Source organism: Bacillus sp. FSL K6-1000 (genome assembly GCF_038630785.1).
Classification (GTDB): Bacteria; Bacillota; Bacilli; order Bacillales; family Bacillaceae; genus Bacillus; species Bacillus safensis.
Genome location: NZ_CP152042.1, coordinates 3299718 through 3321541, shown reverse-complemented (window position 1 = coordinate 3321541; position 21824 = coordinate 3299718). Strand labels below are relative to the sequence as shown.

Annotated in this window: 22 protein-coding genes; 10 read left to right on the top strand and 12 right to left on the bottom strand. The window is 41.7% G+C overall.

The features are described from left to right. Positions 1-37: 37 nt before the first annotated feature. The 5 genes from MHI46_RS17270 to MHI46_RS17250 all read right to left on the bottom strand — a co-directional run bounded on the left by MHI46_RS17270 (position 38) and on the right by MHI46_RS17250 (position 4162). Complete coding sequence (locus tag MHI46_RS17270) at positions 38-385, bottom strand: P-II family nitrogen regulator (protein ID WP_039182051.1); 348 nt, start codon at positions 383-385, stop codon at positions 38-40. 18 nt (positions 386-403) lie between these two features. After that, positions 404-1612 (bottom strand): ammonium transporter, encoded by a 1209-nt coding sequence (locus MHI46_RS17265; RefSeq protein WP_039182048.1) that lies wholly within the window; start codon positions 1610-1612, stop codon positions 404-406. Between the two features lie 192 nt (positions 1613-1804). Further along, positions 1805-2545, bottom strand: coding sequence for an amino acid ABC transporter ATP-binding protein (locus MHI46_RS17260; RefSeq protein ID WP_126682411.1), 741 nt, complete (start codon positions 2543-2545; stop codon positions 1805-1807). A gap of 10 nt (positions 2546-2555) precedes the next feature. Beyond that, positions 2556-3233, bottom strand: a complete 678-nt coding sequence (locus MHI46_RS17255; RefSeq protein WP_126682410.1) for an amino acid ABC transporter permease — start codon at positions 3231-3233, stop codon at positions 2556-2558. A gap of 41 nt (positions 3234-3274) precedes the next feature. After that, complete coding sequence (locus MHI46_RS17250) at positions 3275-4162, bottom strand: transporter substrate-binding domain-containing protein (RefSeq protein ID WP_058838573.1); 888 nt, start codon at positions 4160-4162, stop codon at positions 3275-3277. A gap of 170 nt (positions 4163-4332) precedes the next feature. Here MHI46_RS17250 and MHI46_RS17245 point away from each other — a divergent pair, with 170 nt between their 5' ends. Then, a complete protein-coding gene (locus MHI46_RS17245; RefSeq protein ID WP_059376399.1) occupies positions 4333-5721 on the top strand; it encodes an MFS transporter in 1389 nt (462 codons plus the stop codon). A 38-nt stretch (positions 5722-5759) separates the two neighbouring features. Here MHI46_RS17245 and MHI46_RS17240 read toward each other — a convergent pair whose 3' ends face one another. The 3 genes from MHI46_RS17240 to MHI46_RS17230 form a co-directional block, all read right to left on the bottom strand. Next, on the bottom strand, positions 5760-6359 hold the full coding sequence (locus tag MHI46_RS17240) for an undecaprenyl-diphosphatase (RefSeq protein ID WP_024423699.1): 600 nt from the start codon (positions 6357-6359) through the stop codon (positions 5760-5762). 114 nt (positions 6360-6473) lie between these two features. Beyond that, the gene (locus MHI46_RS17235; RefSeq protein ID WP_039182032.1) at positions 6474-7661 is read right to left on the bottom strand and encodes an MFS transporter; all 1188 of its coding nucleotides are present in this window, start codon (positions 7659-7661) and stop codon (positions 6474-6476) included. 15 nt (positions 7662-7676) lie between these two features. Then, entirely contained in the window at positions 7677-8090 is a 414-nt protein-coding gene (locus MHI46_RS17230; RefSeq protein ID WP_024423697.1) for a MarR family transcriptional regulator, read from the bottom strand. Between the two features lie 347 nt (positions 8091-8437). Between MHI46_RS17230 and spoIIID the strand changes: the two genes are divergently transcribed. The 4 genes from spoIIID to MHI46_RS17210 all read left to right on the top strand — a co-directional run bounded on the left by spoIIID (position 8438) and on the right by MHI46_RS17210 (position 11714). Next, a complete protein-coding gene (spoIIID, locus tag MHI46_RS17225; RefSeq protein ID WP_008343327.1) occupies positions 8438-8716 on the top strand; it encodes a sporulation transcriptional regulator SpoIIID in 279 nt (92 codons plus the stop codon). 184 nt (positions 8717-8900) lie between these two features. Then, positions 8901-9902, top strand: a complete 1002-nt coding sequence (gene mbl, locus MHI46_RS17220; protein ID WP_007497573.1) for a cell shape-determining protein Mbl — start codon at positions 8901-8903, stop codon at positions 9900-9902. A 124-nt stretch (positions 9903-10026) separates the two neighbouring features. Then, positions 10027-10866 (top strand): flagellar hook-basal body protein, encoded by an 840-nt coding sequence (locus MHI46_RS17215; protein WP_039182029.1) that lies wholly within the window; start codon positions 10027-10029, stop codon positions 10864-10866. Between the two features lie 29 nt (positions 10867-10895). Continuing rightward, on the top strand, positions 10896-11714 hold the full coding sequence (locus MHI46_RS17210; RefSeq protein WP_047202527.1) for a flagellar hook-basal body protein: 819 nt from the start codon (positions 10896-10898) through the stop codon (positions 11712-11714). A 14-nt stretch (positions 11715-11728) separates the two neighbouring features. Here the strand turns inward: MHI46_RS17210 and MHI46_RS17205 are convergent, their stop codons facing one another. Then, complete coding sequence (locus MHI46_RS17205) at positions 11729-12784, bottom strand: tetratricopeptide repeat protein (protein ID WP_039182024.1); 1056 nt, start codon at positions 12782-12784, stop codon at positions 11729-11731. Positions 12785-13003: 219 nt separating this feature from the next. Between MHI46_RS17205 and fabZ the strand changes: the two genes are divergently transcribed. Beyond that, the gene (gene fabZ / locus MHI46_RS17200; RefSeq protein WP_039182021.1) at positions 13004-13438 is read left to right on the top strand and encodes a 3-hydroxyacyl-ACP dehydratase FabZ; all 435 of its coding nucleotides are present in this window, start codon (positions 13004-13006) and stop codon (positions 13436-13438) included. A gap of 127 nt (positions 13439-13565) precedes the next feature. Beyond that, entirely contained in the window at positions 13566-13961 is a 396-nt protein-coding gene (gene mscL / locus MHI46_RS17195) for a large conductance mechanosensitive channel protein MscL (RefSeq protein ID WP_024423693.1), read from the top strand. Between the two features lie 222 nt (positions 13962-14183). Here the strand turns inward: mscL and MHI46_RS17190 are convergent, their stop codons facing one another. Beyond that, a complete protein-coding gene (locus MHI46_RS17190; protein WP_024423692.1) occupies positions 14184-14594 on the bottom strand; it encodes a YwpF-like family protein in 411 nt (136 codons plus the stop codon). Positions 14595-14711: 117 nt separating this feature from the next. Between MHI46_RS17190 and MHI46_RS17185 the strand changes: the two genes are divergently transcribed. The 3 genes from MHI46_RS17185 to MHI46_RS17175 all read left to right on the top strand — a co-directional run bounded on the left by MHI46_RS17185 (position 14712) and on the right by MHI46_RS17175 (position 17273). Further along, complete coding sequence (locus tag MHI46_RS17185) at positions 14712-15068, top strand: hypothetical protein (protein ID WP_342502968.1); 357 nt, start codon at positions 14712-14714, stop codon at positions 15066-15068. Positions 15069-15470: 402 nt separating this feature from the next. Beyond that, positions 15471-16331 carry a Cof-type HAD-IIB family hydrolase gene (locus MHI46_RS17180; protein WP_260776114.1) on the top strand — a complete coding sequence of 287 codons (861 nt, stop codon included), beginning with the start codon at positions 15471-15473 and terminating at the stop codon, positions 16329-16331. A 153-nt stretch (positions 16332-16484) separates the two neighbouring features. After that, positions 16485-17273 carry an STAS domain-containing protein gene (locus MHI46_RS17175; RefSeq protein ID WP_041087908.1) on the top strand — a complete coding sequence of 263 codons (789 nt, stop codon included), beginning with the start codon at positions 16485-16487 and terminating at the stop codon, positions 17271-17273. Positions 17274-17333: 60 nt separating this feature from the next. Here the strand turns inward: MHI46_RS17175 and MHI46_RS17170 are convergent, their stop codons facing one another. Further along, positions 17334-20111, bottom strand: coding sequence for a DEAD/DEAH box helicase (locus tag MHI46_RS17170; protein WP_251180997.1), 2778 nt, complete (start codon positions 20109-20111; stop codon positions 17334-17336). Further along, the gene (locus tag MHI46_RS17165) at positions 20098-21705 is read right to left on the bottom strand and encodes an SWIM zinc finger family protein (RefSeq protein ID WP_144494009.1); all 1608 of its coding nucleotides are present in this window, start codon (positions 21703-21705) and stop codon (positions 20098-20100) included. Before MHI46_RS17165 ends, MHI46_RS17170 begins: the two co-directional genes overlap by 14 nt. Between the last annotated feature and the right edge of the window lie 119 nt (positions 21706-21824).

Genomic DNA, 21824 nt, shown 5'->3' with positions numbered 1-21824 from the left:
GCTTAAAAAGATCCTCCGCCACTCGGCGGAGGATAAACTATAGGGCGGCAGGTCCTTCTTCACCTGTCCGAATGTTGATTGTATTTGCTATCTCATATATAAAAATTTTCCCATCCCCTGGTTCGCCTGTACGAAGTACCTTTTGAGCTGTTTCAACGACCTGTTCGACAGGTACTTTGCTTAGGACGATTTCGATCTTTAATCGTTCGTACACGTTGCTTTCTCTTTTGACGCCGCGGTATAGCTCTGTATGTCCCTTTTGTAAGCCGCAGCCGTGTACATTTGAAAAGGTAATCGAGGTGACACCAATCTTTCCAAGCTCCACCTTTAATGTTTCAAAATTAGCTGGACGTGTGACAATCTCCACTTTATACATTTTGCTCATAGAGACACCCCTTTTTCTTTAATCTTGATAAGCTTTTTCACCGTGCATGGTTAAATCAAGACCCACGGATTCTTCTTCTTCGGTTGCACGAATTTTGAAGAAGACATTGACCAACTTGATGATCACGTATGTCACAACGGCAACAAAAGCGTACGTGGCAACAATCGCGACCACTTGCTTCCAAAGTAAGCTGGGATCTCCGTAAAATAAGCCATTGGCTCCACCGTCATTGACAGAAGTTGTGGCGAAAAGTCCTGTTGCAATTCCTCCCCAAGTACCGCCAATTCCGTGAAGGCCGAATGCGTCTAGTGCGTCATCATAGCCAAATTTGGCCTTGAGAGAAAAGACGCCCCAGAAACAGACGATCCCGCCAATGAATCCTATTATAATAGAAGCAAACGGTGTAACAAAGCCTGCGGCAGGTGTAATGGCGACAAGACCTGCGATGGCTCCAGAGATCGCGCCGAGCATGGTTGGTTTTTTGTTGATCATCCACTCTACTAACAGCCAGCCGATGATTCCTGCAGCAGCGGCTGTATTGGTGTTAATAAAGGCAAACATGGCCACGCTGTCTAATGTAAGAGCACTCCCCACGTTAAAACCAAACCAGCCAAACCAGATGACAGCTCCGCCGAGAAGGGTGTAGATCAAGTTATGCGGAGAAGAGCTTGCTGCGTCTTTACGCTTCCCGAGCACAATCGCCACGACAAGACCTGCAACACCGGATGAGATGTGAACCACGTTTCCGCCTGCGAAGTCAAGCGCACCCATCTCGCCAATCCAACCGCCGCCCCATACCCAGTGTGCGACTGGAGCGTATACAAATGTGACCCAAAGGAGTGTAAATACAACGACTGCTGAGTAGCGAATCCTTTCAGCAAAGGCACCTGAGATGATGGCTGTTGTTAAGACGGCAAAGGTCATTTGGAACATCATGAACAATGAATGTGGAATGGTCTCGCTATAGGAACCGGGTTCAAAGCCTACGCCTTTCAGGCCAACCCAGTCTAATCCTCCGATCCATGCATTGCCTGGTGCAAAAGCTAAGGAATAACCGAATACGATCCATACGATTGAAACGATCGCTAGTGACGTTAAGCTGTGCATGGTTGTGCTTAAAACGTTTTTACTTCTCACGAGTCCTCCGTAGAATAAAGCTAAACCCGGTGTCATTAACCACACGAGTAGTGCGCAGAAGAACATAAATACTGTATCACCCATTTGCATGCTGCATTCCCCCGAATCATTCAGAATTATTGTTTTCTTAATTCTTCATTATAGAGAGAAAAGTCATATATAACATATACGTGTAAGTTTATCTAACATGGTTTTTTGGTTAAGTTCAATATAAATGGATGAAAAGTTCGTAAAAAATGAGCAAAAACGTCAGTTAAGCACTAAAAATGAAGGGCGTTTGACCTATAAAATGGAGCTGAGAAACAGTTTTGTACGTTCCTCCCTAGGAGAATCAAATAATTCCGAAGGGACGCCTTCTTCGACGATGCGGCCCTCGTGCATGTAGACGACACGGTCAGCAACTTCTTTCGCAAAGCCCATTTCATGTGTGACAATGACCATGGTCATGCCTTCTTTTGCGAGGCTTTTCATCGTTTGCAGCACCTCGCCTACAAGCTCTGGATCAAGGGCAGACGTAGGTTCGTCAAATAACATGACATCAGGCTTCATAGCGAGAGATCTGGCGATGGCTACACGCTGTTTTTGACCGCCTGATAGTTTAGAAGGATATACGTTGGCTTTATCTGCAAGTCCGACTTTATCTAACAAGGCGCTCGCTTCGGTGATGGCTTGCGCTTTCTTTGTTTTTTTCACCATAATAGGTGCTTCAATGATATTTTCAAGCACAGTTTTGTGCGGAAAAAGATTAAAATGCTGAAACACCATTCCTATTTTTTGTCTCATTTCGTTTAATTGATCGCGCTTTGGATGAACAGGACTGCCATCGATGATGATATCTCCGTCATTTTTTATTTCTAAAAAGTTCATACAGCGGAGCAAGGTGCTTTTTCCAGAACCGCTTGCGCCAATTAAGACGACCACATCATTTTCATAAACGATGAGATCGATATCTTTTAAAACATGGAGCTCTCCAAAGTATTTATTGAGTTTTTCAACACGAATGATTTCCTTTGATTCTGTCATGCTACTCCTCCTATTGGTCACTGGCTGATAATTTCTTCTCAAAGGTTTGGACAGCGAATGTTAACAGCAGGACAAGAACTAAGTAATAGACGGCTACAACAAGTAAATACGTCATATTATCAAAGCTGTTGGAGCCTTGCGTGGTGGCGATGTTAAATAGTTCATTCACACTAATAAAGGCGGCGAGTGATGAATCTTTTAAGCCGATAATGAACTGGTTGCCAAGAGGGGGGAGGGCGCGCCGCATCGCTTGCGGGAGAATGATGCGCCTCATGGTTAAAAAACGACCCATGCCAAGAGAGCGTCCTGCCTCTTTTTGCCCCTGATCGATGGATTGGATGGCGCCTCTAAATATTTCGGCTATATAGGCGCCATTATGAAAGGCGAGCGCAATGGAAGCAGCCCAGAAGTCGGGTATATTCAATTCTGTGAGACCGAAATATAGGATGAAAATTTGAACAATAAGTGGTGTTCCGCGTACAAGAAAGATATAAGCATTGGCAATATAACCGAAAACGGCTATGCGGGATATTTTCAATAAAGCAAAGAAGAGCCCGATGAACATACCGATGAAGATGCTGATCACCGTGAGCTGTAAGGTGATCAGCATTCCTTCTACGAAAATGCCTCTAGAATCAATGAGTGTCTGAAAAAAGTGTGCTAAGGTAGGCAAAACAATCATCTCCATTTGAAGAAAGTGCGCCTATAAAAAGGCGCACAATCGTGGTTTTAATCTTGTTTGACCGTGATGTCTTCATCAAAGTACTTTTCACTAATTTGTTTTAATGTTCCGTCTTTTTTTAATGCATCAATCGCATCGTTGATCTCTTCTATGAGCTGTTCATTTTCTTTTGATACAGCAATTGCCTGCTCGCTTTGTCCGAGTCTTTCCTGCGCTTCGATTTTCAATTTTTTCTTCATCGCTTCTGCACCTGTGGCGAAATCTGTCACGACTGCATCGTGTTTTCCGTTGGCTAGTGCTTCTAAGGCGACGACATCACTATCATAATATTTTGGTTCTTGCCCGCTATGTTCCTTTGCAATATCAGCGTAGGACGATCCTTTTGATACAGCAATTTCTTTGTTTTTTAAGTCATCAGCATGTTGAATGTCTGCTCCAGGTCTTGTGAAAATTTGCGGACCAGAGTAGTAATAGGGCTTAGAAAAAAGGACGTGTTTTTTTCGTTCCTCATTGATGGTATGACTGGCAACTGCCGCATCAAATTTACCTGCTTTCACACCTTCGACGATGCCTGCGAATTTATATTTTTTCTGTATAGGTTCAAGACCTAGTTTGTCACTAATCGCATTGCCTACGTCGATATCGAAGCCAGACATCTGATTTCCATCCATGTAACTAAACGGATGAAATTCACCTGATGCTGCAAAAATAAATTTTCCATCCTCCAAAATTGGCGACCCTTTCGCTGTAGAATTACGTTTATCTCCGTTCCCATTTGTTTCGTTTGAACCACACGAAGACAGAAGTAATACTGCAACCGAGAAAAGGGCTGGGACCCAAAACCGTCTTTTTTTAATAATAAGCTTCTCCTCCTTTTCAGCCGTTCTCCCTGTAAGGAGAAAGTAGGCTTTTAAATATGAAATGAATATTACCATCTCTTCCTCATATTCTCAATTTTATATGTGCTTTTCCAAAAGCCGCCCTTTTTAAAATGTATGTCTAGCTTTTCCGAGAGAGAACTCGATTTGATCAGGGTAAAAAAGGGAATTGAATCTCATAATAACGGGAGGATGGGCAAAGAACATGCCAGAAAGAGGAGTAGTGTATGCACAAGTGGACAGACAATCGAAAAGTTTTTTTAACCGCTATTGCCTTTGGAACGATGTTGAATCCGCTGAATTCATCAATGATTGCTTTAGCCTTGCATCAAATTCAGCATGAATTCGGTTTGTCGTTTACGACTGTATCTTGGCTTATTTCTTCTTTTTATTTAGCCAGTGCAGTGACGCAGCCAGTGAGCGGCCGGATTGGGGATCATGTCATGAGCCGGAGAACCTTATTTTTATTCGGTCTCGTTCTTGTCGCAGTCTCAGCCATCTGCGCGCCGTTTGCCCCGACGTTTGCGGTGCTGATTGTGATCCGTCTGTTACAGGCGATTGGAAGCAGTGCCATTTATCCCTCTGGGGTCGGACTCATTCGGGATCATATTCAAGAAAGACAGGCTTCTGCGTTAGCGGTATTATCCATTTTTGCTTCAGCGATGACGGCACTTGGGCCGACGCTTGGCGGATTTTTGATGACCATTGGTGGCTGGCCGGCTATCTTTTTAGTGAATCTGCCGTTTATTTTGATCAGTTTCTTTCTCGGTCTATTGTTGTTTCCGAAGGAGCAGAAGAAGAGAAAGCTGCGCATAGGCGAAACCGTGCGAACACTCGATTTGCCAGGGATGCTTCTTTTTACTGTCTGCATTGTTCTCCTGCTTTCATTTTTATTATCACTCGGTGATGGCATTCAATATGTTCAAGGCATTCTTTGTCTCCTGAGTGCAGGCGCTTTTATTTGGTGGGAGTATCAGGTGGATGAACCGTTTATTCAAATACGGATGTTCAGAGAAGAGCAGCGGCTGTCACTTGTGTATGTGCAATTTATCATCTTAAATATCTTTTTCTATTGTCTCTTTTTTGGTTTGCCGAGTTATTTTCAAGATGAGTTAGGCTGGCGTGTGGAGATGACGGGTCTTTTTATGCTGTGTATGTCAGGAGTGAGCATTATTGTGTCGCCTCTGACAGGAAAGTGGGTAGATCGCGGGGATGAACGCCATCCAGTTTTAGCGAGTGCAGTATTGATGCTGGCTGGAGCGTCTGCAATGACTTTCTTTTTTATTCCTGCGCCATTATGGGGGAAAGGATTGGTTCTAGCGCTGCTTGGACTCAGTTATGGAATTGGGAATGTTGCGCTTCAAGCTGCGATGCTCAAAGCAAGTCCTCAGCAAATGATTGGCACGTCCTCTGGACTTTTTCAAACATGCCGCTACCTTGGTTCCATTCTGTCATCTGCTGTGCTTGGCATGCTCTTTGGGGATGAAATTGCTGGTTCTCATTTTGCGCAATTAGGCTGGACGTTGATCATCATTTCTCTTATTGGCATTGGTGTCAGTCTTTATTTTTCAAGTATGGTTAGAGGGAGACAGCCAATAAAAAAAGCGGCACGATAAGTGAGAGAAGAATCTTCATCACGTTATCGCAAAACCGCTTAAGAGTTGGACAGGTCTGAGCCCTGATCCTTTGTCTTCCTTCTGAAAATTTTCCCCACAATTGTCTCGTAAAATGTCACGATACGATCAATAGGAGAGTCAAAGAACTTCCATAATTTATTCATGATAAAGACAACCACAATCGATACGACCAAGCTGCCTAAAACATCAAATGGATAATGGTGGCCAACCCAGATGCGGGAGAATCCTGTGAGTAATCCAAAGACGAGCAAGATGTTGCCGAGCTTTTTATTACGGGATCGAATGGCTAATGAAAGAGCCAGTGCACCTGTTGTATGGTCACTTGGGAAGGAAGCGTCTGCTGAGTGCGGGATGAGTGTGTCGACTTTATGCGCCACAAACGGCCGCTCTTCATAATGAAACAATGTAATGGCAAAGTTGACGATAAGTGCTGCAATGCCTGTTACACCGGAAAAGAAGACATGCTTCTTAAATTTGTGATTCCCTAAAAACCAGCAAATCAATAAGACAAGGGCATACACAAGAATGGCCTTTTTCGTAATGAATATCATGGCCTGATCTAAAAACTCAGAATGGTGAGCCATCCCGTGTATGACTTTAAACAATTCGTAATTCAAAACATCACCTATACTTTCGCTTAATGCCAACTATTTTTCAAAAAAGCTTGTATGCTCTATTTGAAATATCCTATATTTTAGCATGTTTCCGGTGAAGTTTAAAATAGTATCCTTTTATTCTGAAAGGGAGACCTTTTGTGCTTTTGCTTCCTGTGGTTTTCGTTCGCTCCAATAAAAAACGCCCATACTCAGTAAGACCACAATACCCGCAATGAGGTACACATTTGAAAAGTCTGTGAAGCTGACAAGGAGTCCAAAGACAAATGAGCCAGCAGCAATGCCCGTATCATACAGGGTGAAGAAAGTGGCCGTCGCATATCCTGTACGGTGGGCTGGTGAGTGCTGAATCGCAAGTGTTTGTAAACATGGCACGAGTGATCCGTAGCCAAGCCCAATCACAGCGCCTGATAGAAGAAGCATTGTGGCTGAATGTGTCGCTGTCAGCATCCATAAACCAATGGCAAAAAGGGCAATCGAAGGATAGATCACAACGTGAGCTCCAACTCGGTCAAAAAGTCTGCCTGTAAATGGACGTGATCCAAGCATTGCAGCCGCAAACACAATAAAGAAATAACTGCTTGCACCCATCAAATGGAGTGAATTGGCATAAACTGAAATAAATGAAATAATCGGCGAATAACAGAAGGAAATAATGATGCCGACGGCCGCTGTTTTTAATGCGCCTTTTTCAAACAGGTGAGAAAACGTGAATCGGAAGACGATACTTCCACCGTTTTCAGGCTCTGGCTGTCTAATCAGCATCGTAAAAGCAGCTCCGATCGTTACGATAATGGAAAAGAGAAGAAATAAGGAATGAAATCCTATTTTTCCTACTTGATTCAGTGCGATAAATGGACCGATGACAACAGCGAGGTTCATGGACATCACAAAGTATCCGAGTCCTTCCCCGCGTTTATGTTTCGGGATCATATCAGCCGCAATGGCACTGGCTACTGTCGTCAAAATACTAAAAAAGATCCCTTGTACGAAACGCAGTATAAGAAGCGTTTGGAATTGATCAATTGGGATGTATAAATAAGTGAGTAAGGCAAAGGCCGTAGAAGAGAAAATCGCCATCTGTTTTTTGCCGAATTTCTCAATAATGGCGCCCGAGAAAGGTCTTGTCACAATGGCAGACAATAAGAAGACCGTCACAAGCAGGCCGCCCTGTGATTCTGTTCCATTTAGTTCATCCATTGTGTAAATGGGCAGTAATGTCAAAAGGGCATAAAAAGAGGTGAACGTAAATAAATTCACCAGGACAATCATAATAAAGTCTTTTGTCCAAATACGTTCGTTCATGATGTATGTCACTTCCTATTCAGTTGATAATTTGTGTAAAAGTGTATGGAGGAGTTGTTTTTCTTCGTAGGTAAAATCTGAAAGACATTCTTCTTCAAATTGTTCCATCGTGCGTTTGATTTCTTCAAATCGGGCTTTTGCATCATCTGTCATCACGATCAGATTCTCACGTTTGTCTTTTCCTTGTACACGTTTCACCCAGCCGTTTGCTTCTAAACGGGTGACGGTTCTGGTGATCGTCGGTGCTTCGACGTTCAAATATGTCCAGATATCTTTTTGGGTTTTCGGGCCGAATGTATCCAAACAAAAAAGCACAGTCCACTGGGACATGTACAAGTCATAAGCAGCAAGCGCTTCGTTCGCCTTTTTAGACAGCAGTCGTGCGCCTTGATGTATTTGATGTAAACATTCTCTATTTAACGTATCCATATGCTCACCTTTTTTAAATATTTAGCTAGGTAAATAAATTCACCTTTTCTATTTTACGTGCTGAATCCTTTCTTGTAAAGTGAAAATTTTCGCGCCCCGAAATGATTTTTTGTTTTGCCTTTTCTGATAAATCCCTTGTCCCATCTTCATTTTTAGCATATTCCCTATTCAATGCTAATACACTGTTACAAACCTGACAAAGAGAGTGTTTGAGGTGAGGGATCGTGTTTGGCATTTACTACCTAATGGATGAGAAATTACGACGAACAAGCGCCGCTGAAAATGGATAATCTTCATACGGATCTCATTTCACACTTCTCACATCCATTTTAGGGAGGTCGAGTGGTGTGCACGATTACATCAAAGAGCGAACAATCAAGATAGGAAAGTATATCGTGGAGACAAAGAAAACCGTTCGTGTTATTGCGAAAGAATTTGGAGTCTCTAAAAGTACTGTACACAAGGATCTAACAGAAAGACTGCCAGAAATTAATCCAGATCTGGCTAATGAAGTGAAGGAGATACTGGATTATCATAAATCAATCCGCCACTTGCGAGGAGGAGAAGCCACCAAGTTAAAGTATAAAAAAGAAGAAATTTTAGAAGGCGAGCCTGTGAAACAGTAAGCTTAGTTCTTTGTTCATAAACATGATATATATATCTTCCTCATATCGGTAGTTTCTAACCACAAATTTTGTAAAGACTTTTGTAAAGAAATATCTTTTTTTCTGCAAATTATGATAGAATATATAATTAGGGCAGAATGTGGTATTTGCTATGGAAACAGATTTTCAAGGAGGATATATATAGATGTTTGCTAGGGATATTGGAATTGATCTTGGTACTGCCAATGTACTGATTCATGTCAAAGGAAAAGGAATTGTGTTAAATGAACCATCTGTGGTAGCTCTTGACAAAAACAGCGGGAAAGTTTTGGCTGTTGGAGAAGAGGCTAGACGTATGGTTGGACGTACGCCTGGGAATATTGTTGCGATTCGTCCATTAAAAGATGGCGTAATTGCTGATTTTGAAGTAACTGAAGCGATGCTCAAGCATTTTATTAACAAATTAAATGTGAAAGGGCTATTCTCTAAGCCGCGTATGCTCATCTGCTGCCCGACAAACATTACATCTGTTGAGCAGAAGGCGATCAAAGAAGCTGCTGAAAAAAGCGGTGGTAAGCATGTATTTCTTGAAGAAGAGCCAAAAGTAGCAGCCATTGGTGCTGGTATGGATATTTTTCAGCCAAGTGGAAACATGGTCGTAGATATTGGAGGCGGAACGACAGATATCGCTGTCATCTCAATGGGTGACATTGTAACCGCCTCTTCTATTAAAATGGCTGGAGACAAATTTGATCTGGAAATTCTAAACTACATTAAAAAAGAGTACAAGCTGTTGATCGGTGAGCGCACGGCTGAGGATATTAAGATCCAAGTTGCAACGGTATTCCCAGACGCACGTCACGAAGAGATTTCAATTCGTGGACGAGACATGGTGACAGGATTACCAAGAACGATTACCGTCACAAGCAAAGAAGTAGAAGAAGCATTGCGTGAATCTGTATCTGCGATTGTTCAGGCTGCGAAACAAGTTCTTGAGAGAACACCGCCTGAATTATCAGCTGATATTATCGATCGCGGCGTCATCATTACAGGTGGCGGAGCTCTTCTAAACGGGCTTGATCAATTGCTTGCAGAAGAGCTGAAAGTACCGGTTTTCGTTGCTGAAAATCCAATGGACTGTGTAGCAGTTGGTACTGGCGTGATGCTTGATAATATGGACAAGCTGCCAAAGCGTAAACTCAGCTAATGATTTCCCTCATTCTTTTTAGAAAGAATGGGGGATTTTTATTAAAGAACCCTGCTAATTAGCCGATATATTTCATAGAAGATTGTGTTTAGGTCATGTGAAAGAATTTGAATGAGGTGAGCACGTGTTAAAAGGACTATACACCGCAACATCTGCCATGATTGCTCAAGAGCGGCGGACAGAAATGCTTTCAAATAATATCGCAAATGCGAATACGCCAGGTTATAAAGCAGATGAAGGAGCAATGCGTGCATTTCCAGAAATGCTGCTGAGCCGAATGGAATCAGGACGTTTCCAAACATCCTCAGGCAAAGGCTTTAGTGTTCCATTACAATCGCCGATTGGTGGAATCAATACTGGGACATATATGCAGGAATTAATCCCTCAATTTACACAGGGAACTTTAAAAACAACAGATCAAACAACAGATGTAGCACTAGTTGAAAATAATGTGCCGATCAATCCTGAGACCAATCAGAAATCAGCGCTATTTTATGCGGTCAACACACCAGAAGGCGTTCGTTATACGAAAAGCAGCTCCATTACATTGAACGCACAAAATCAGTTGACCATTAATGGACGTGCTCTTCTTTCCGTGACCGGCCAGCCGATTACGGTTCAGAGTGAGAATTTCAAAGTGAATGCAGATGGTACTGTCACTGAAAATGGCCAAAATCTTGGTCAAATTGATGTACGAGTTGCGATGGATACAAGAAATCTAGCGCGTGAAGGAAATGATTTATATCGTACAGCTGATAATCAGCCCCTCCCAAGTGCAGTCAATAACGGTCAAATGTCCTATACGTTAAGCCAAGGGGTATCGGAGCTGTCGAACGTCGATGTGACAAAATCATATACAGATATGACAACAGCCTACCGAGCATTTGAAACAAACCAAAAAGTGGTTCAGGCATATGATAAAAGCTTAGAAAAAGCAGTGAATGAAATTGGAAGAGTGTACTAATCAAGAAATAAAAAGAAAGGAGGATACTTATGCTTAGAACGATGATAAACGCAGCTGTCTCGATGAATGAAGTGCAAAAGCAGCTTGACATCATCAGCAACAACATCGCGAACAGTGAGACAACAGGGTACCGCGCGAAAAACACCCGTTTCTCAGAGCTGATCAGACAGCAGTTTAATCAGGTAGATGAAAAAAATGAGCAGGTGGCAAACAGTCGTCTGACACCTGCTGGGTTAAGGCTTGGTACGGGGACAATGGTCAATGCGTCCATTAACTCGCTGCAAGGCTCAATTAAAGAAACTGGACGTGATCTTGATGTTGCATTCGGAGCGCCGTCGCAGTATTTGCAGGTCAACGCCGGCGGTAATATCCGTTATACAAGAGATGGTTCACTTTACTTACAGCCGGGCAATAACCGTAACCAAGTACAGCTTGTCACGAGCGAAGGCTATCCGATTCTTGATGAAAATGGGAATGCAATCGTCTTAAATGCGAATTTCCGTGATATTTCAATTGATAAAAATGGACGGCTTACGGCGATTTCAAGAGATAATCAACCGAATCAGCAAGTGAATCTAGGCGTTGTACAAGTCAATAATTCATCAGCACTTGTCTCTGAAGGAGATAATTTGTTCTCAGTCGACGGAACCTATCAAGGCGCATTAACAGCACTAAATGGAGCAAACCGAGAGGCGATTCAGCTTCAGCAAGGTGCGCTGGAAACGTCAAATGTGGACATGTCGAAAGAATTAACAGACCTCATGACAACGCAGCGTTCCTATCAGTTGAACTCAAGATCTATTACGATGGGCGATCAGATGCTGGGATTAATTAATACAATTCGATAATCAGCAGGCTCGTATCAGCCTCTCATGATAAAAAAGGCGGCTCGCTCAAAGTCGCCCTTTTTTTTATAAAAATCTGAGACATCAGCAAGCAGATCCTCAAGATCAATCCAGGCTTCTTTTCGTTCAAGACATGTGACGAGCGTGGCGATCTGCTCATCTGCCTTTGGCGTTTGGCTGTAGAGAAGAGATAAGATTTGAAACTTCATTCTTAATATATCAAACTGCGAAGCAACGGCTTCTTTCAGCCCTTTTTGAATATACTTCATCCCTTCATCGGTTAAATTTTCTTTAAAGCAGGAACGCACAGTTTCGTATAGGCACGATACATAGGAGTGTGCTGACTTTCGGTATGCTGGGAGACGAAGCGCTTTTTTAAAGTAGTCCAGTGCTTCTTTGTGACGATTTTGTCTCGACTGAATAAAGCCAGCGTCATAATAAACGATACCGAGCAGCTCTTGATCATCAATCTTTTTCACGTAATCAATAATCTCAATGAAAATAGCTTCTGCTTCCTCATATTTTTTTTGGTCGCTATAGTTAAGAGCGAGTACAATTTTACACCGATAGATGCTGTGGATGTCTTCGTGCTTTGCAAAAATATCCATGGCTTTTTGAACATGACGAATCGATAACAACGAGTAACGGTTGTTATAATAAACACCGCTTGTACGGAAATGGAACTCTGCTTCTTCCAGCTCATCGTTAAGCAATGGCAGTCGTTCCTCTGCCTTTTCGAGATAATGAATCGCATCATTTTGGTCACTTTTTAAAGATTCATATAATCCGAGAAAGAAGTAAAAATAATATTGTAGTTCTTCGTTCATTTCATCTTTGTGTGGCAGCAGTTCGTGTTTGAGTTTTTCTAAGTCCTCTGTTTGATTCATCCAGAGCTGATGACGAAAAAGCATCAGCTGATAATGGAAATAGAGCTCCTGTTTTTTTGATAATTTACGTTTATATTTTAGTAGTGTTTTTTTGATTTCTTCAGCCTTCGAAAAATGTCGATGCTTCAGCATTGTATACCAGGAATGGAGAAGTTTTTTTATGGATTTATCGCTCATAAAATTCATTTTTACCCTCTTATTTAATCGATGATGTAATATATATTACCATATTTGTGAAAAAACAATGAGTGTAGTGTGGATTATATTTGATGACAATTGGTAATGGTAGATTCTATTTTTTACCATATACGTGAGGCGAATATTGAAAAATGCCAGCATTCATAATATACTTCTATAGGAATCACATGAAGATCAGCGATATAGAAAAGAAGGAGAGATCAAGATATGCTTGATGCTCAGCAAATTCAAGACATTATTCCACACCGTTATCCATTCTTATTGGTCGACCGTATTTTAGAGGTTGAGGGAGAAAAAAGAGCGGTTGGGATTAAAAATGTCACAGTAAATGAAGAATTTTTTAATGGCCATTTCCCAGGATACCCAGTCATGCCGGGTGTGCTTATTGTAGAAGCACTCGCACAGGTTTTTGGTGTGATTATGTTAGGCAAGGAAGAAAACAAAGGGAAAATTGGTTTGTTTGCAGGGATTGACGCCTGCCGCTTTAAAAGACAGGTCAAGCCTGGAGACCAGCTTCGTTTAGAGGTTGAAGTGACGCGCCTCCGCGGACCGGTTGCAAAAGGAAAAGCAGTAGCGACAGTAGATGGCGAAGTTGCATGTGAAGCAGACTTGACATTTTCTATCGGTCCTAAAGTATCATGATTTTCCTGGCGGTTCATCAAGCATGAATCGCTTTTTTATTTAGAAACGTTCAGTTAGAACGGATAAGGACTTGCAATTTTGACAAAAAAACGTCATATTAGACAAAAAAAGATGAAGGTGATAAAGGATGCTGAAAGAATTTAGAGAGTTTGCCGTCAAGGGCAATGTCATTGACTTGGCTGTAGGTGTCATCATTGGGGGAGCATTTGGCAAAATTGTCACTTCTCTTGTAAATGATTTAATCATGCCGCTTGTCGGTATTATTATTGGAGGGCATGACTTTAGCGGTTTATCCATTAAAATCGGAGCTGCTCAAATTTTATATGGAAACTTTATTCAAACAGTGGTTGATTTCTTAATTATCTCGTTTTCCATTTTTATCTTTATTCGTTATTTGAATAAGTTAAAACGGAAAAAGGTCGAGGAAGAAGAGGTTGTGGAAACGCCGGATCAAACGGAAGTTTTGCTAACTGAAATTAGAGATCTATTGAAAAATCAAAGCCAGTCTAAAGATGTGCAATAGAAAAAGAGCGGCTGATCCCGCTCTCAGCGTGTAGACAAACCCTTGCATTCGGTGTCAGGTCTGCGCTCCGGTACTCACGAATGTTAAATTCGTTCCGTTCCAGTGCTCGCCCTTCCTAGACTTCAAAGGTTTTCAAACACGCTGAAAAGAAGACAAAGGGCTAAAATCAAGTTCATTTTAGCCCTTTGTCAACAATCTAAGAGCGGCTGATCCCGCTCTTTTTTATGTGTTTTGTTTAAAAGCATCCAGTAGTTTTTCTCCTGAAAGCCCCTCTTTGACGAGGTCTTTTAATACTTCTTCAGTTTCTGTTCTGTAACGATTTGTAATCATTTTACCATCGAGTAATACAGAAATGTTTTCTTCTAAGGCAACGATGTTTTTGACTTGGACAGATAGGTGAACAGGGCGGTTGTTTTCTTTAGTGATCGTTACAAGAATCTTCACTTCTGTGTGCTGCTGAAAGAGTACCTCAAACACCTGTCTATGTTTCTTTGGAATGAGTGCCTCGATCATCCAGTGATTTTCACCGTCTTCTTTATTAATGATTAAACCGTCACGAAGGGGAATGCTGGACATTTTATCTTGCTGTGGATCAAGTTCAATTTTTAAATCAATCAGCCTAAAGGTTTTCATATTTATCACCTCACAAGCGTTCATTATTCGTAAGTATTATTATAGCATACAACATCTGTATAAATGAAACCGCTGCCTGCTTAGAACTAGCTGCACATGAGTGAAAGGAGATGTTTTATGGAGTCCTATCAATTGAGAAATATTCATTTTGGCGAGGAGAAGGCAAAGAGTGATATACGTGTTTATTCGTGGGGAGACATTCTTTCATTTTGTGATGTCTATATGGAAGAAGGAGAGTCACTCACGTTTCAATATGTCACTAAGGATCAAATGGACTGCTTTGAGTTTCAGCTGTCGGTTCATGATGGCCGGCTTTGTTTTTATTGGTTTGCGTGGGACGGATCTGATTATATTCACATGCCTTCTAGTAATTGGATTCATTCAGATATTTTTTATCAATTTATGAAAAATAAGTATTTCATCAAACAAAACAAGATGATGTTTTATACGCAAGCGGTAAAAAACAGAAATTAATGAGGATATAGAGAATTTGAAGGCCTATTTTGCTATTTTCACGTTTTGTCACATCAGGCCTTTCTCCGTAGACTAGGGGTAGCTGAAAGGAAAGGAGGCAAGTCCCGATCAAAAGGTAACGTCTATCATCTGACAGCCCCCCTCTAGCTAAAGCTGATAGATGCTGCCTTGTGCATATGAACACTGCGTAATAGAACCAATGCTTCTTTGTATAGGTCATGTGTCCCCTTATGAATCCCCTTTGTGTGTATCCGGTCATAATGCGTGGCCGGATACCCTTTTATTCACTGTTTAACCGATCAGCTCTTGCAAATAGTGGATACTCATTACATAATGATGATGGATTTTGTTAACGGTATATCGGTTGAAAATAAAGACAAAAAGGAGAGAACGATGACAAACATTCAATTAATCGCAACAGATTTAGATGGCACTTTATTGAACAGTGAACACAAAGTGAGTCAGGAAAACGAGCAGGCATTAAAGGAAGCAGCTGCGAATGGAATTGAGGTTGTCGTTTCAACAGGGAGAGCGTATTTTGATGTGAAGTCTATTTTTGACCAGCTTGGTATGAATACATGGGTGATTAGTGCCAATGGAGCTGTGATTCATGATCCAACTGGACAAGTGTACTATTCAGCTGCTTTACAAGAAGAAAAGGCTAAACACATATTGTCATGGCTGGAAGAACGTGATTATTATTATGAAGTCTTTACAAACGAAGCCATTTTCACACCGAATCGCGGCAGAGAGCTTCTTGCGATTGAAATGGACCGTTTAAAAAGTGCAAATCCAGAAACGGATCAAAATGTCTTAAAGCAAGCGGCAGAAGTTCAATACAGCCAGTCAGGTTTTTCTTATATTGATACATATAAAGAATTGTTTCGTGAGGATCGAAAGCTTTCATTTTACAACATTTTAGGTTTTTCTTTCTTTCAGGACAGATTGAAAGCCGGATGGGATATGTTTGGTGATGATTTAGATTTAACATTGGTCAGTTCGGCTGATCATAACTTTGAAATTGGTTCAAAGCACGCGTCTAAAGGGCAGGCATTAACAAGGCTGGCAGAAAGACTAGGTATTCCTTTAAGTAGGGCAGCGGCTGTAGGAGACAGTTTAAATGATGAATCGATGCTTCGAGCTGCTGGTGTTGGGGTTGCGATGGGGAATGCGAGGCAGGATATAAAAGAAATCGCTGATCACGTCACGTTATCAAACGATGAACATGGAGTGGCGCATATGATCCGGCACCTTTTGAAATAGATGAATCAGATGTCGCGGTATAAATCACATAGGATGAAGCGCATTCTACAAAAGAGGAATTCAGAACCACTTCTATTTACACATGATGTGGAACATCATATAATTTAATTAAGAATATAACCCGCTTGTAAGGAAAATAAGGAGAGTAAACGAATGGCGCTGGAATCTTATAAGTCCGAAAATCTGCATTTAATCAAGGAAGCCTTGGACTATACTCAGGTTGGCCTGACGGTGACGGACCCGTCTTTACCTGATAATCCTTTAATATATGTGAACAAGGGCTTTTTAGATATGACAGGCTATCAAGAAACCGAAGTATTGGGGAGGAATTGTCGTTTCCTTCAGGGAGATGAAACTGAACAAATCGCTCTCAAACAAATTAGAACAGCCATTGAGAACAAAGAGGCTGTCACTGTTCAGCTGAAAAATTATAAAAAATCTGGACAAATGTTTTGGAACGAGTTAAGTGTCGCTCCACTTTGGATTGACGAAAATGAAGGGAAACGTCTTTATTTCGTTGGTCTGCAAAAGGATGTCACGAAAGAGAAGGAACAGCAAGAGCTTCTTGAGCAATCAATTGATGAAGTGCTGAATATTTCTGTCCCAATCGTTCCTGTGAAAGATGGGATCTCTGTGTTACCGATCATTGGTACATTAACAGCGCCAAGATTTGATAAGATCATTTCAACGGTCTCCACCTATATCTCTCAATCCAAGGATGATTATTTTATTGTCGATCTGTCCGGATTATTAGAAGTCGATTCATTTGTGGCAGATGCGATTTTTAAGCTGAACGATTTGATTTTAATGACGGGTACTGAACTCATTGTGACAGGAATTAAACCGAATCTTGCAATGAAAATGGGAGAAATGAGAGAGGACTTCCGTGAATTAAATACGTATATGAATGTGAAATCTGCATTGAAAAAACTGAACATTTAGCTTACGTTTATATCAAATAAAAAAGAGGACTTTTCATGAAAAGTCCTCTTTTTGCTGTGATTAAGATGATTGAGCGGCGGCACTTAAGGTAAATAAATCTTCTAGTTCGTTTGTCGATAGCTCTGTAATCCAGCTTTCGCTTTGGATAATTTGATCATTTAATGTTTGTTTTGTTTCGAGCATTTGATCGATTTTTTCCTCGATTGTGCCCGTTGTGATCATCTTATGGACGTGAACAAATCGTTTTTGTCCAATCCGATAAGCTCGGTCTGTCGCTTGGTTTTCCACAGCAGGATTCCACCATCTATCGTAGTGAATGACATGGTTTGCGGCGGTTAGGTTGAGTCCTGTTCCCCCTGCTTTTAAAGAAAGAATTAAAATGTTGAATTCTTTCTTCTGGAAGCGGTCCACCATTTTGTCCCGCTCCTGTTTTGAGAGGCTGCCATTTAAAAATTGGACCGGTTCTCCAAACATCTTTTCTGCCAGCTGCTTGATCATGTTGCCCATTTCAATATACTGCGTAAAGATGAGGCAGCTTTCTCCTTGCTCATGTATCGCTTTTAACAGCTCTGCGAGTTTATCCATTTTTAACGAACGTTTCAGCAGTTTCACATCTGTTCCACTCTCTTTTAAATAGAGAGCAGGGTGATCGCAAATCTGTTTGAGTCTGCCAAGCATACTTAAAATAATGGCTTTTCGCTGCATCCCTGTTAATGATGCCATATGTTCAAATGTATCCTTCACGAGCTGTTCATATAAAGACGCCTGCTCAGCGGATAGCGGGATGAATTCTTTTTCTTCGAGTTTCTCAGGCAGGTTCAGAGCAACTTCTTCATCTTGTTTTGTTCGTCTTAATAAAAATGGTTTGATCAGCTGCTGCAGCTGTTCAATTCTTTTTTCTTCACGGTCTTTTTCAATCGGAAGGACGAACTTCTTATGGAAGCCGGTCAGGCTGCCGAGATATCCTTTGTTGACGAAGTCGAATATGGACCAAAGCTCTGTCAAACGGTTTTCCATTGGTGTCCCGCTGAGGGCAATGTGATGTTGCCCTTTAAGCTGTCTAATCGCTCTCGATTGTTTCGTATGGGCGTTCTTGATATTTTGGGCTTCGTCTAAGCAAATGGTATTCCACTTTGCTGCCGTTAATTCATCACGATCAGAATGTGAGAGTCCATAAGACGTCAGAACAATATCTGTTGACTCGTATGCTTTTGTGAAGTCCTCTCCCTGTGGACGCGATGGGCCATAATGCAGGGCAACCTTCAAATGTGGTGCGAATGTTTCGAGCTCTCGCTGCCAGTTTCCTAAAACAGAGGTCGGCGCAATGATGAGAGAGGGAGCGGCATTTTGCTCCTGCTCCTTCAAATACGTGAAATATGCGATCATTTGAATCGTTTTTCCAAGACCCATATCATCTGCTAAACAAGCTCCAAATCCATGCGATCTTAAAAATAAAAGCCAGTTCACGCCGTGCTGCTGATACGGACGCAGTGTGCCTTTAAAGGACTCACTCATTTCGTAGGTTGGCAGCTCGTGCGTATCATTTAATTGGTGGACAAGCCCTCTTAATTGCGATGAAAGTTCAAATTGAATATGGGCAAATGCTGAACTGTCCAATAGCTCTGGAATCGATTCAGAGGAAGCTTCTTGATCTGCCAGTTCACGTGACAAAATATCAGACATGTGAAGTCCTTCGTTTTCGGCACGCTCCATCCACTTTTTCATTTGCTGGATGAAGGTAGGATCTATTTTGATCCATTGTCCTCGAATGTTGACAAGGCGTCGTTTGCTTTGGACAAGCTCGTTGAACTCATCTTCTGTCAGTTCAATGCCGTTTGTAGCAAAGCGCCAATTAAAGTCCATTAATGCGTCCATTCCGACATGCGATTCGCCTCGCGGTGTAGAAGAGATCCTTGCTTTTAACATCATCGTGCTGTCTTTAACAATTTGCCACCACGATGGGAGCAGAATCTCAATACCCATATTAACAAGGGTTTCACTCGCTTCAGATAGGAAGAGCCACGCCTCTTCTTCTGACATGAGTGTGGTGCCAGATGTGAAAGAAAGCCAAGGGACAATTTGACTGAATCGTTCCAGCTCTCTTGAAATTTTATCTTGATACGGATGCCAAGACCTTTTCAATGAACGGATGCCTTCAAAAAAGTGAAGGTCACTGTTTTTCTTATCTCGCAAAAACAATTCGATTTTCCAATCATCTCCGTCAAAATCCGGCTCATTTAAGCGCAAGCCGACAGTGAACGGCGTCTCATCATCTATCCAGCCAATCGTCTCCAAGAAATCCTGCTCATCTAGAAAATGTCCTTGGAAGGTTGAGAGTGCAGGCGATTGTGCGTTCATGCGTTCCCACTTGTGCTGCAAGGCATCATCATACTGAATATAATCCTGTACAGCAAAGGAGAACCAATCAGCCGTATAACCATCTAATAGGCCTTCTTTGTCTTTAAACCGAAGCTCGCCTTTTGTCCATGCCTCGTAATCGGGAACGAAATCTTCGTCCTCGATAAATTCGTAAATGGTGGAGGCTGTTTTCATCAGGGGCTCCGTTTCATCCGTTAATGTCACATGACTAAACGTATTAAATGAATTTTTTCCTAGCAATTCAACGGTCATCCAAGGGCTTAACAGGAAGGCAGGTGTTCCAATAAAGCTGACATCTTCTAAGAATGTTCCGTAGAAAGAAGATTCGTGCCATTGGAAAAGCTGCCTCTTCATTTCATTAAGCGGAACAGGGTGTCCGTCCTCTGCTTGCGCTGAAATGGTGAAAGAGAAATCTTCTGTTTGTTCTGCATGAATGACAATTTGTTTATGGCGTGTCATCAATCAATTTTCCTTTCTTCATTTCCTCTTGGAACGCACGCAGCCGTTTTGTTGAATCTTGCAGCTGCTTTACATAGCGTTCCCAAATCGCGTTTTTTTTCGTTTTATGATAAAGCGTGCGCAGTTTCTTCAGCATTTTCACAGACTCTCGATATGCACTTCGATTCTTTTGATCGAGAAGCAGTGAGATTTCACGGTGGTACGATGGAATGAGGGCTTCTGGCTCCTCTTTTGCAATCTGTTTGATCAGATCCTTCTCTAGTTCACTAATGGAGAAACCAACAAGGCTGTGAATCTCAATCCATTCCGCATAACGCTGCTGTGCATACAATAGCTGACTGTATTCTGTAAACGCATAGGGCATACAGATTTGGAGATAGCGTTCATATAAATGATGATCCTTCGTCTGCTTAAAATATGCATCTAAATAAAAGAAGAAATCACTGACGGCTCCCCGCAGTTCTCTGTAGGAAAGGTCGAGCTGGCAATATTCCTCTAATATATAGGTGATTTCGTGATACCAGAGCTTGAGCCGCTTCCAGTCTTTTCGGTTTGTGAGATCCTTCAGCCAATTGAGCACATTTGGCAGCATGTCGGCATTGAGCAACTGTAATTGCTGAAAGAGGCTTTCATCTTCTTTCAGTAAATAATCCATGTGCATCAGTCCGATGGTACGTTCAACCGTTTGTTCTTTTTTCTGGGCGTTCTTTAGTAATTCTGTTTCTTTTTTGACCCATTTCCCTCTATTTAATATGGTGCCCCAAATCTCCATAAAGACCGCTACTCGTTCATGCTGGAAAGGTCCATTGATTTGAAGAAGTGTGCGAACGGCAGTTGGTGTGTTTTCAAGAAACGGATCGAGGGAAAAGGAAAGGGCGTATGTCTTCAAATGATCCACTGAATCGAAAATGGTGTTCATGAGCTGTTCTACATATGGATTCATGGAATAAAAGTCTTTTTCGGCATCAAGCCGGCCGAGGTCGACGAGTTCATGAAGCCTAAGCCATACATCGATTGACGTATGAATCGCATACAAGCTCTTGAATTCAGGTGAAGCAGGTGCGTGTTTTTTTAGGATCGATAAATAGCCGTAATACAAATGCTGTGGTGTTTGCTGGTGCTTCGGTGTCCGTTTCAGCCAGAGGTTAAATTCCTCTTGGAAAAAAGTCAGCCAGCTTTGGAGTGATTGTTCGTCTGGGCGCTTCACTTGGAAGTGCTGGCGAATCAGTTCTTTGCTGCGCTGTAATTCATCCTTTTCTGACCAATTTTCTGTAAATCCGGTCACACTCTCTACTTGAGCGTATAGCGAAAAGAAGACAGCGAGAATGTGTTTACAAAGTCCATCTGCTGGACATGAGCAGCTGCTTCTCACAGGAAACAGCACATGAAGGTGGACTCTTGCTGCCACGACATCATGTACATAAGCTGACCATTCAGTATCAGACTCTTGCTTGAGCCGATATACGCTGTCCTGTCTATAAGTAATCAATGCTTTTTTGATGAGTTGTTTGTTTTCATCTGTTGCAGGAAGAAGTTCTTTGATCTGTTCGGCTGTTTGTTTGATTTCTTCTTCGTTGATGTTGTGCTGAAGCATTTGATCCGCTCCTAACCAAGTAAAAGATTCCAATTCTTTTATTATAGCTCAATGGGGATTTATAAAAAAGTTTTTCATGAAAATGGTCATAAATTTCAAAAGCTGTCGAATGATGTAAT

What these genes read in the sequence shown, in the direction of transcription:
- MHI46_RS17270 (WP_039182051.1), bottom strand. Translation starts at nt 385, where the DNA reads ATGAGCAAAATGTATAAAGTGGAGATTGTCACACGTCCAGCTAATTTT.
- MHI46_RS17265 (WP_039182048.1), bottom strand. Translation starts at nt 1,612, where the DNA reads ATGCAAATGGGTGATACAGTATTTATGTTCTTCTGCGCACTACTCGTG.
- MHI46_RS17260 (WP_126682411.1), bottom strand. Translation starts at nt 2,545, where the DNA reads ATGACAGAATCAAAGGAAATCATTCGTGTTGAAAAACTCAATAAATAC.
- MHI46_RS17255 (WP_126682410.1), bottom strand. Translation starts at nt 3,233, where the DNA reads ATGGAGATGATTGTTTTGCCTACCTTAGCACACTTTTTTCAGACACTC.
- MHI46_RS17250 (WP_058838573.1), bottom strand. Translation starts at nt 4,162, where the DNA reads ATGGTAATATTCATTTCATATTTAAAAGCCTACTTTCTCCTTACAGGG.
- MHI46_RS17245 (WP_059376399.1), top strand. Translation starts at nt 4,333, where the DNA reads ATGCACAAGTGGACAGACAATCGAAAAGTTTTTTTAACCGCTATTGCC.
- MHI46_RS17235 (WP_039182032.1), bottom strand. Translation starts at nt 7,661, where the DNA reads ATGAACGAACGTATTTGGACAAAAGACTTTATTATGATTGTCCTGGTG.
- MHI46_RS17230 (WP_024423697.1), bottom strand. Translation starts at nt 8,090, where the DNA reads ATGGATACGTTAAATAGAGAATGTTTACATCAAATACATCAAGGCGCA.
- mbl (WP_007497573.1), top strand. Translation starts at nt 8,901, where the DNA reads ATGTTTGCTAGGGATATTGGAATTGATCTTGGTACTGCCAATGTACTG.
- MHI46_RS17210 (WP_047202527.1), top strand. Translation starts at nt 10,896, where the DNA reads ATGCTTAGAACGATGATAAACGCAGCTGTCTCGATGAATGAAGTGCAA.
- MHI46_RS17205 (WP_039182024.1), bottom strand. Translation starts at nt 12,784, where the DNA reads ATGAATTTTATGAGCGATAAATCCATAAAAAAACTTCTCCATTCCTGG.
- fabZ (WP_039182021.1), top strand. Translation starts at nt 13,004, where the DNA reads ATGCTTGATGCTCAGCAAATTCAAGACATTATTCCACACCGTTATCCA.
- mscL (WP_024423693.1), top strand. Translation starts at nt 13,566, where the DNA reads ATGCTGAAAGAATTTAGAGAGTTTGCCGTCAAGGGCAATGTCATTGAC.
- MHI46_RS17190 (WP_024423692.1), bottom strand. Translation starts at nt 14,594, where the DNA reads ATGAAAACCTTTAGGCTGATTGATTTAAAAATTGAACTTGATCCACAG.
- MHI46_RS17185 (WP_342502968.1), top strand. Translation starts at nt 14,712, where the DNA reads ATGGAGTCCTATCAATTGAGAAATATTCATTTTGGCGAGGAGAAGGCA.
- MHI46_RS17175 (WP_041087908.1), top strand. Translation starts at nt 16,485, where the DNA reads ATGGCGCTGGAATCTTATAAGTCCGAAAATCTGCATTTAATCAAGGAA.
- MHI46_RS17170 (WP_251180997.1), bottom strand. Translation starts at nt 20,111, where the DNA reads ATGACACGCCATAAACAAATTGTCATTCATGCAGAACAAACAGAAGAT.
- MHI46_RS17165 (WP_144494009.1), bottom strand. Translation starts at nt 21,705, where the DNA reads ATGCTTCAGCACAACATCAACGAAGAAGAAATCAAACAAACAGCCGAA.